The sequence below is a fragment of the Alginatibacterium sediminis genome (genome assembly GCF_003610775.1).
Lineage (GTDB): Bacteria > Pseudomonadota > Gammaproteobacteria > Enterobacterales > Celerinatantimonadaceae > Alginatibacterium > Alginatibacterium sediminis.
Window position 1 is genome coordinate 240,554 of sequence record NZ_RAQO01000012.1, and the last position, 9,444, is coordinate 249,997.

12 protein-coding genes and 1 rRNA gene are annotated in these 9,444 nt (G+C 44.8%); 6 read left to right on the top strand and 7 right to left on the bottom strand.

Annotated elements, in window-relative coordinates:
- The first annotated feature begins 31 nt into the window (after positions 1-31).
- Positions 32-1,144, top strand: a complete 1,113-nt coding sequence (gene asd / locus DBZ36_RS19870) for an aspartate-semialdehyde dehydrogenase (protein ID WP_120356731.1) — start codon at positions 32-34, stop codon at positions 1,142-1,144.
- Positions 1,145-1,209: 65 nt separating this feature from the next.
- On the top strand, positions 1,210-2,238 hold the full coding sequence (locus tag DBZ36_RS19875) for a GGDEF domain-containing protein (protein WP_120356732.1): 1,029 nt from the start codon (positions 1,210-1,212) through the stop codon (positions 2,236-2,238).
- A gap of 15 nt (positions 2,239-2,253) precedes the next feature.
- Here DBZ36_RS19875 and DBZ36_RS19880 read toward each other — a convergent pair whose 3' ends face one another.
- From DBZ36_RS19880 to DBZ36_RS19890, 3 genes are read right to left on the bottom strand one after another with little or no spacing between them, the layout of a single operon-like run.
- The gene (locus DBZ36_RS19880; protein ID WP_120356733.1) at positions 2,254-2,859 is read right to left on the bottom strand and encodes an HAD family hydrolase; all 606 of its coding nucleotides are present in this window, start codon (positions 2,857-2,859) and stop codon (positions 2,254-2,256) included.
- Complete coding sequence (locus DBZ36_RS19885; protein ID WP_120356734.1) at positions 2,852-3,712, bottom strand: DMT family transporter; 861 nt, start codon at positions 3,710-3,712, stop codon at positions 2,852-2,854. The genes DBZ36_RS19880 and DBZ36_RS19885 overlap by 8 nt, the downstream gene beginning before the upstream one ends.
- Before the next feature lie 15 nt (positions 3,713-3,727).
- Positions 3,728-4,198 (bottom strand): FKBP-type peptidyl-prolyl cis-trans isomerase, encoded by a 471-nt coding sequence (locus DBZ36_RS19890; protein WP_120356735.1) that lies wholly within the window; start codon positions 4,196-4,198, stop codon positions 3,728-3,730.
- Between the two features lie 140 nt (positions 4,199-4,338).
- On the opposite strand from DBZ36_RS19890, the gene DBZ36_RS19895 reads away from it, so the two are divergent.
- Both DBZ36_RS19895 and DBZ36_RS19900 read left to right on the top strand, forming a co-directional pair.
- Positions 4,339-5,184, top strand: coding sequence for a hypothetical protein (locus DBZ36_RS19895; protein ID WP_120356736.1), 846 nt, complete (start codon positions 4,339-4,341; stop codon positions 5,182-5,184).
- A complete protein-coding gene (locus DBZ36_RS19900) occupies positions 5,184-5,900 on the top strand; it encodes a sulfite exporter TauE/SafE family protein (protein WP_120356737.1) in 717 nt (238 codons plus the stop codon). The genes DBZ36_RS19895 and DBZ36_RS19900 overlap by 1 nt, the downstream gene beginning before the upstream one ends.
- A 30-nt stretch (positions 5,901-5,930) precedes the next feature.
- Here DBZ36_RS19900 and DBZ36_RS19905 read toward each other — a convergent pair whose 3' ends face one another.
- Positions 5,931-6,359, bottom strand: coding sequence for a secondary thiamine-phosphate synthase enzyme YjbQ (locus tag DBZ36_RS19905; RefSeq protein WP_120356738.1), 429 nt, complete (start codon positions 6,357-6,359; stop codon positions 5,931-5,933).
- A gap of 25 nt (positions 6,360-6,384) precedes the next feature.
- Positions 6,385-6,702: an MGMT family protein gene (locus DBZ36_RS19910; protein ID WP_120356739.1), complete on the bottom strand. Its 318-nt coding sequence runs from the start codon at positions 6,700-6,702 to the stop codon at positions 6,385-6,387.
- A gap of 78 nt (positions 6,703-6,780) precedes the next feature.
- Between DBZ36_RS19910 and DBZ36_RS19915 the strand changes: the two genes are divergently transcribed.
- Complete coding sequence (locus DBZ36_RS19915) at positions 6,781-7,443, top strand: alpha/beta hydrolase (RefSeq protein WP_120356740.1); 663 nt, start codon at positions 6,781-6,783, stop codon at positions 7,441-7,443.
- Between the two features lie 4 nt (positions 7,444-7,447).
- Here DBZ36_RS19915 and DBZ36_RS19920 read toward each other — a convergent pair whose 3' ends face one another.
- On the bottom strand, positions 7,448-7,807 hold the full coding sequence (locus DBZ36_RS19920; protein ID WP_120356741.1) for a YacL family protein: 360 nt from the start codon (positions 7,805-7,807) through the stop codon (positions 7,448-7,450).
- 483 nt (positions 7,808-8,290) lie between these two features.
- Between DBZ36_RS19920 and DBZ36_RS19925 the strand changes: the two genes are divergently transcribed.
- Entirely contained in the window at positions 8,291-8,572 is a 282-nt protein-coding gene (locus tag DBZ36_RS19925) for a hypothetical protein (RefSeq protein WP_120356742.1), read from the top strand.
- Between the two features lie 675 nt (positions 8,573-9,247).
- Here DBZ36_RS19925 and rrf read toward each other — a convergent pair.
- Positions 9,248-9,363, bottom strand: a 5S ribosomal RNA gene (gene rrf, locus DBZ36_RS19930).
- Positions 9,364-9,444 lie beyond the last annotated feature (81 nt).

A 9,444-nucleotide genomic window follows, 5' to 3' on the forward strand; every position in this document is an offset into this window, starting at 1 on the left:
TTTGCACACAACACTAGGAAGGATTATTAACATGAAAGTAGGGTTAGTCGGTTGGCGTGGAATGGTTGGTTCTGTTCTTATGCAACGCATGCAGCAAGAAAATGACTTCGAGCACATCGAGGCTACTTTTTTTAGTACCTCACAAATTGGTATTGATAGCCCTGACTTTGGGTTCGGTACCAGTAAGCTTCAAGACGCATTCGATATCGACACCTTAAAAACCATGGATACCATTGTCACTTGCCAAGGTGGTGATTACACCAAAGCTGTCTACTCAAAATTACGCGATTCAGGTTGGGATGGATATTGGATTGACGCAGCCTCCGCACTTCGCATGGATGACAGCGCAGTAATTGTACTCGACCCGGTTAACCGCAAAGTCATCGATGAAGCAATTAGTAATGACGTTCGTTGCTTTGTTGGTGGAAATTGTACGGTTTCGCTGATGTTAATGGCTCTGGGTGGATTATTTGAAAAAGGCCTGGTTGAATGGGCGAGTCCTATGACCTACCAAGCCGCTTCTGGCGCTGGTGCCCGTAATATGCGGGAGCTTATCAGCCAAATGGGTTCAATTGATTCTAGTGTCAGCGAGCTTATGAGTGACCCTGCTTCTGCTATTTTAGACATTGACCGACAAGTTGCAGAACATATGCGAGACCCAAGCTTTCCAAGTGACCAATTTGGTGTGCCGCTCGCAGGCAGCTTAATCCCATGGATTGATGTACCTATGCCATCAGGGCAAAGCAAAGAAGAATGGAAAGCTGAAGTCGAAGCCAACAAAATTTTGGGTAGCTCAGATAACGCCATTCCTGTCGATGGTCTTTGCGTGCGTATTGGGGCTATGCGTTGTCACAGTCAAGCAATCACACTAAAACTTAAGCAAGACTTACCTATTTCAGAAATCGAACAAATACTCGAGAGTCATAACCAATGGGTTAAGGTCATCCCTAATGACCGTGAGTTAAGTTGCCAAGAGCTTACCCCCACCAAGGTAACCGGTACCATGAGCATTCCAGTTGGTAGAATCCGTAAACTATCGATGGGAGCAGAGTACATTTCTGCATTTACTGTTGGTGATCAGTTACTTTGGGGAGCAGCAGAACCACTGCGCAGAATGCTACGTATTTTACTAGAAACCCGTTAGTATAGATTTATCGTAATTCATTGGGCCGGCTCATCTGGGCTGGCTGTTAGCAACGGAATACTTACATGGCCCAAGACGATTTTAAGAAATCAGCAGCAAATCTAAAAAAAGCTGTGCCACTAATGATGAAGCACCAGATCCCGACGACACCAAAGAATTATGCGTTGTGGTATTCCTATGTTGAAGGTAATAGGCCCAAATTGAATCAAGCGATAGAGACCTTAGAAAGCAGCAACTCTGTCATATCCCCAAGTATTCAAGAAGGTTTGTTCGAAAGTCATATTTCTGAACCGCTCTCAGTTGACCATGAAACCACACGAATTAACCTCGAAGCAATGGTTCAAGAGCTCTCAAGTTCAATGCTCGATACCAATACTGACACCACTCAGTTTCAAAATAAAATCAACGAAAACTTTGCTAAGTTAGACCGCATTGAAAGCGATCCCATGCCAATTGAACAAGTCATGGCCTTGGTTAGAGATTTTGTCTCTCAAGCTCATCAGATCCAACAGTCGACCAGTTTTTTTAGTGATAACCTTCAGCAAGCACAAAAAGAAATTGCCCAGCTAAAACAGAAACTTGAAACTACTACTGTTGACGCTCTTCATGACTCACTTACAGGGATACTGAATCGAAGAGCATTTGATAAAGATCTAAACAACTACTATCAAATTGGGCATGACAAATTGTGCATGATCTTAATTGATATCGACCATTTTAAGGCATTTAACGACGAGTACGGGCATTTACTCGGTGATCAAGTCCTTAAAGCGGTGGCTCGAAGGCTCAACGATTCAGTTCGAGAACAGGTTAGGTTGTATCGCTTTGGTGGGGAGGAGTTTGCTATTTTGGTGCCCAACTCAACCCTTCGTTCAGCTCGCCATTTAGCAGAATCTATGCGACGAGCTGTTGAGAAATTAAGTTTGCGAGACCGCCGTAAAAATCGAAATATCGATAACATTACCGCGTCGTTTGGTGTTGCTGCGTTTGACCATAAAACTAAGTCCCCTAAAGACTTAATTGCAGAAGCAGACAAACAGCTTTATGAAGCTAAAAACCTAGGAAGAAACCGGGTTATGCCTATAGTTAGCTAATGGAACCGCAAGTTTCTACAGAATTTCTCGAGCCTGCAATACCTTGATAGCCTGTTCAAAGCCTAACACCAATTCGGTTTGTATGCCGAGTTGGCTCGCAGCATTTATATTAGCCTGATTGTCATCTAAAAATAACACCTCTTGTGCATCCACATTCATCCACTCGAGTACCTTAGTAAATGCCGCTGGCTGCGGTTTCGCCATTCCGATTAGATGTGACGCGAAATAATAGTCAAACTTACCCTGTAGTTCTAGTTCGCTCATCAGATATGACCAATGGAGCCCATTAGTGTTGGAAAAGATCGCTAATATATAGTTCTCTCGAAGCACTTCAAGTGTCTCAAACACCTTTGGATACACACGATGTGGCCATACTTTAAAATGCGACAAAAATTCCTGGCTGCTAATGTTAAGCCGCAGCTGATTTACAATTGCATCGCCAAACTCCTGCTGGCCAATTTCGCCAGTTTCAAATGCGATAGCAATGGGCGATTCAATCCAAGCCCGCCAGTTATCTTCGAGGCTTAGTTTTTGCTTTAACCATTGCTGTTGAATCGGTCGACCATTGAGTTCGACCAATACATTTCCAATATCAAAGAGTAAGCACTTGGGTTTAGGCATCTTTTTTCCTTGAGCTTGCAATCACTAACATAATACCTCCGAGTGTCGCCAAACTGGCCCAGATAAAGCGCAAGCTAAGATCTTCAGAGAGCATCAAACTGCCAGCTGCAGCAGCGAGAACTGGCACACTAAGTTGCATAACAGCTGCCTGTTGCCCTTTAAGGTGCGGCAGAACGCTATACCAAAGCGCGTAGCCACAACCTGAAGCAAGCGCCCCAGAAAGCACAGCGAATATCAAACCAGCAGTACTGAGCTGTATCTGTTGCCACATTAAAATTAGTGCTAGCGCAGCAAATACGACAGCGCGACTAAAATTGGCCCAGCTATCAAGTACTGCGGCTTTGCTTCCTCGTCCAATCAAGGTATAGGCTGCCCATGCTATTCCAGAGGCTGTCATTAACACAAAGCCGATAAAGTCAGGTTGGCTCAGTTGCGGAAATACTAAATACACAAACCCACTAAAGGCAATTAAACTGCCCAAAAGCTCGCCATAACTCGGTCGTACGCCTTGCCACCAAGTAAAGCCAAGCATCGTTAGTTGCACCGCACTAAACAAAACTAGCGCACCTGTGCCTGTATCCAAGTATAGGTAAGCAACAGAAAATGATATGGCGTACACACTTAATGACGTAGCCGCCAACCAAGAACCATGCTTTCGCAACAGTTTAAGATTTAAACTCACTTTAGTTTTAAGCATAGCAATAATGCACAACGCAACTGCACCACTAAACAGCCGCACAAAACTGAAGCTAAATGCATCAATGCTTTGATCGCCAAGCGCCCACCGACAAAAGTAGGAATTTGCGGCAAAAGCCAACATGCATAAAAGGCTTAGACTATAGACTCGCAACATGGATTGCGGCACTACTTACTTAATCGCGATGAGTTCAACATCGAAAACTAAAACCGAACCGGGAGGGATGCTGCCAGCACTGCGCTTTCCATAAGCTAAATCGCTAGGGATAGTAAATCGCACTTTATCGCCTACAACCATTAGTTGTAAGCCTTCCTGCCAACCTTTAATAACTTGCGTGACGCCAAATTCAATCGTTTGCTTGCGGTCAACTGAACTATCAAATATTTTGCCGTCGATAAGTGTGCCATGATAATGAACCTCAACTTTATCACTGGCTTGAGGATGTACCTCTCCTTGCCCACGCTCTAGGTACTGGTACTGCAGGCCCGACTCCGTAACCACTACTGACTCATGTTGCTGGTTTTGATCTAGAAATAGCTGACCGGCAGCTACATTTTCATCATATCCTGAACCATTGGACATAAATCGTTTAGCAACAAACACACCAATAACAACCACTAGAGCCCATACCAACCACTTCATAATATCTTCCTTTGTATAAGTAAGTTGTCAGCATACCCGTCTATAGGACAGTAGCCAATCCTTCATCCCAGGTGTACCATCATTGATCTAACAAAGTTGCCGTTTGGCTAAGCTTTCTTTGTGCCTCAAAGTAGAGAATCATGAAAAAAATCATACTGCTCGTCATCTGTTTATTCGGTTTTGCCTTATTTGGTGTCTATCTATCATTATCCCAGCAAAACTCAACTCAAAATTCACTTGAGAACCCTATTGGTTTGACAGCTCAGGCTAGTTTTTCTAGTCCAGAGCCTGCGGCGAGCCTTATTTGGCATGCTAGCTCTCAAAGCTGGTTGCTCGGTACCCAGAGTTCGAACGACCTCTTGGGCTCGCGTCCCGCCCAACTACTGCGTTTTGACGAAAATTTCACGTACATCGACCGCGTCGATTTGGAAAGTAGTGGCGACCTCTTTGGCCTGAGCTTAATCAATAGTGAGCAGCTCGCGGCGAGCTCATTTGACAGTAAGCTAATTTTTCTCAAACTCGAGCAACAAGCTTGGAGCTATGTTGGTAAACGTAAGTTGTTTCAAGATCGATTGCGCCATAGAACCCGAGCCATGCTTTGGGATCCCGACTTGGAGCTGCTGGTTAGCTGCGAACATTTAGGTGCAAAGCTCTGTTACCAACATAGCCGAGAAGGGCAGCTGCTTAAAACAATGCCAATATTGGAGCTGCATAGCGGACGACCTATAGACCCAAGTGAGTCGGCATTAAGTAGTATCACGAAACTTAATAATAGCTACTACATACTTAGCCAAGACAGTGGAACTATCTATGAAGTAGATTTGACCAACTTCAAAATATCTAAGCAATTCCAAATAAGTTTAGCGATAAATGAACAAGCTGTAGCGCTCGCTGTAAAAGACCAGAATCTGTATCTATTGAGCGCCGTGCGCAGTCGCGACAATCAAAGCCGTGTTTATCGACTCGATTTGGGTCAAAACTTGTGATGGATATTTATACAATACTCGCCGCAATGGCCATTATTTTTGTAGGTGCAACGGTACAATTCACTATCGGTTTTGGCTTAGCTATTGTAGCCGCTCCTTGGCTATTTTTACTTAACGAAGACTATGTACCGGCTCCAATAATTATGATGGCGCTGATCATCTCTTCAATTACTTGTTATCAATATCGTGAAAACCTAAGTTTTAAGGGTCTATGGTCAGCAATTGTTGGAAGAATTCCAGGCTCACTACTTGGTGCTTGGTTTCTGGTCCACTTCCATACTGAAGCGCTATCGTTATGGCTAGGGGCTATTGTAATTTTTGCTGTAGCCGTTAGTTATTCTCCATTTCGCCTGGAACCTAACCAATTTCGAATGGGGATAGCAGGCTTTTTGTCTGGATTTATGGGCACAACCAGTTCAATAGGCGGCCCACCAATGGCACTATTGCTACAACATCAAAAAGCCGAATATTTACGCGCGAATCTTTCTGCTTTTTTTGTATTTAGCTGTGTAATGTCCCTACTTGTTCTTGCACCAATCGGGCATTTGAATTTCACTCACCTTAAGTTGGCAGCGCCATTACTACCCGCAGTCTTGTTAGGAGCATGGGTGGGTAGGCGATTTGCAAGCAGGATCCCAAGAGAGCAAGTACGCACACTTACTATGCTGGTTTGCTTTATCTCAGGTGTCTCGTCGATCATTGCTTACTTTATTTAACACGATCCAAGTAATCGTCCATTATCAAGTTCAATAGAGCTCGCCATGTAAGTTAGCACTAACTACGCGAGCGCCGGCATTATCTCGATGTTCACCTAAATAGATACCTTGCCAAGTACCAAGTTGCAGCTGTCCGCCAACAATATTCAGAGTAAGGTTAACGCCCAAAAGTGAACTTTTCACATGGGCCGGCATGTCATCATAACCTTCATAATTGTGGTCGAAATAAGTAACCGGTTCAGGTAACAGGTGGTTAAAAAATCGTTCCAGATCCCCTCGAACAGTCGCGTCAGCATTCTCATTTAAAGATAAACTTGCACTAGTATGCTGCAAGACTAGATTGCAGATACCCACCTTGAAGGTCGATATCTCTGGTAAGGCGGCTAAGATTTGATCATCAATCAGATGAAAACCACGCGCTTTGACCGACAAGGCAAACTTTTTAGTGATATAGGACATATTACGTCGATACTCCGCTCATTTTTTATAGATCCCATAAGTATTGTTTAAGATTACAGCGCTGGCCTACAAACATGACACCTTCATCTTGCAAGCGTTGTTTTTGAGCCACAAAACGGTCGCTGCCCAGCTCGAACGATATTTTGCCTTGCGAGTTGATGACGCGGTGCCATGGAAGCTTACTATCATGGGGAATTTGCCCTAGACACGTACCTACAGCTCTTGCAGCTGTAGAATTTCCGGCGAGTTGAGCCACAGCTTTATAGGTTAAAACCTTGCCCTTGGGTATGCTTCCAACTACGGAATAGATACGTTCTTTGAAAGTTATGCGATCGTTAGTCATATACTATTGATTTTCTTATGCCTATTCTCTAGCGTAAGAATTCACTATAAATTAAAGCCAGTGCTGGAAATAGTATTTATGCTTAAAGAAAATCTAATTATTGCTGAACCAACACAAACTGCTGAATATTGCATGGTGCTGCTACATGGGCTCGGCGCTAACGGGAGTGATTTAGAACCATTAGCCCGAGCAATCACCAAATCATCAACTCTCAATATTAGATTTGTCATTCCGAGCGCCAAAGTTAGGCCGATCACTGTCAATGCTGGTTTTGAAATGAGCGCTTGGTACGACATTCAACAGATGCTACCGCGGCGCAAAGTTGATATGGCTCAACTCGACCACAGTGTCGAACAAGTGATAGCGCTTATCGAAGAGCAAGTAGCGCAAGGGATTAACAGCGAAAAGATCTTTATCGCCGGATTCTCGCAAGGCGGAGCGGTCGCTTACCAAGCAATGGCGCAGTACCAAGCAGATATTGCCGGCTTACTGATTATGTCGAGCTACATTGCAAGCCGACGTCGAATTACTGAACAAGTAACTAACGCAACTCTACCGATTTTAATTCAGCACGGAAGTCATGACGACGTAGTTCCAGAGCAATTTGCTTTAGATGCTAAATCCTTCTTACTCGAACAAGGATATGAACCACGCTTCGAAAGCTTTCCAATGGATCACAGTATTTGCCCAGCGCAAATTAGATCGATAGCCAACTGGTTAGAGGAAATTACAACAAACTAAAGCCTCATAAACGCACAAAGCTTTTCCATTGTATAAGCGCAGATGCAAAATCTTCTAAACCGCATTGCGCTTCACCGCGATAAACCTCTAATTCATTTTGATAGAGCGCTTCATCATCGTCACTAGCGTTGAACTTAAGCACCGCGCTTTCGTGATCCAAATCTAGCAACAACTCTCGACCACAATGCTGCCAGTGAAGCGCCTTCCGGCTCTGCAATTGTTCAATATTGGTCTGTACCGTAGCCAGCAGCTCTTTATTGCGCCCAAGCTCATCGGTAAACCACGCCTCGAACAACTCAAACCCCGCTTCAAAACGAGCAATGTATTGATCCATCATCTCGTCATACCTAAATTCAAATTCCATAAACAATTCCAAGCGCTTTATAACTACTAAGGTAATTTTAAACTACAACGAACAACAACGCTTGATAAACACGGATCAAATATCGTCAAGTATTGTTTCAAACACTCATCGCTTGTTGAATATGACGAAGTCCCACCAATAGTCACATTGCTGTCAGCGCTTATACGGATAAACTTACCGGGTTAGCGATAGGGTTGGTCGTTTAATTAGAGCCCGCGCAGGGTAAAATTAGGGCTTCGTAAAGCGTAGCTTTAAGCCAACGTAACGGGAGTATCTGGACAATGTGCTCCTGCATTGGCTACTCTCGCCGTCCTCGGCGAGATGCGAGGTCCTTAACGGCCGCAAATAGATATGCGGTAATCAATCAGCGAGAATGAAGGTCCGGCGGAAGATTTCTGGATGTCTGCGCCTATTTTCACAGCGAGGTCCTTAACGGCCTCAAACAGATATGCATTCATGAATCAGCTACGATAAGGCTGTTTTGTGGGCAATGTGCGTTCCCCGCATGTGGGTTTCTGCGCTGCCGACATGGATGTCGGTAGTAGAGCAATGCAGGAGCATATTGCCGTCAGCGCTTATACGCAAAAACCCTTCCGCGTTAGCGATAGGGTTTGTCGTGTATTTGGAGCCTGGCAGGCGAAGTTGGGGTTTCGAGAAGCAACGCTTCGAGCCAATGTAGCGAGAGAATCTCGACAATTCATCGCACCGATTGTTGTTCCGCAAACACGCAACTTTTACAGCGTGGGTTTAATGCAATTCGGATAGAGAAGTCTTTGGGATGTTAACGCCTACTTTCACAGCGAGTAAGGGAATTCGTAAAGCATAGCTTTACGCCTTGCGAGCGGGTTGAGCTCTGCGAAACCCTTAACGGCCTATTAGAGATACGCGGTAATCAATCAGCGTAGATAAAGGTCTTCAGCAACGAGCGCACATTCCCCGCAAGTGGGTTTGCGCGGTAGCGCATATACGAAGTTTAGATGGGCTTTCTCGTTTTAATAAGAGCCTGGCAGGCGAAGTTGGGGTTTCGAAGAGCATTGCTCTGAGCCAACGTAGCGGGAGCATCTCGACAATGTGCTCCTGCATTGCTCTACTCTCGCCGTCCTTGGCGAGATGCGATGCGACCTGATAGTAATGAGAAGAAGCACGGTAATGATTCATCGCTACTAAAGGTGTTCCGCAAACACGCAACTGCCACCTCTATGTGAGCCTGGCAGGCGAAATGGAGATTTCGAGAAGCATTGCTTCGAGCCCATTGAGCGGGGCGAGCTCTGCGAGTCCCTGAAGGGCTATAAAAGATAATCGGAATTGAATCATCGCTGCCGAAGGTTTTCTAACCGCGGAGAGCTTTCACATCTGTGTTCCCCGCAAGTAGTCCTGCAACGCAGTTGCTAAAACGCAAAAAGGCCACCCGTTAGGGTGGCCTTTTTACTTTTAATAAGAGCCTGGCAGAGACCTACTTTCACATGGGGAAACCCCACACTATCATCGGCGCAATTGCGTTTCACTTCTGAGTTCGGCATGGGATCAGGTGGGGCCACAATGCTATGGCCGCCAGGTAAAAACTTGTTGTCTTAAAAAGTCTGGAAAAATCTGAAAAAGGCTCAAGGCTTGAGTTAAACAAGCGTTCTTATACTCTA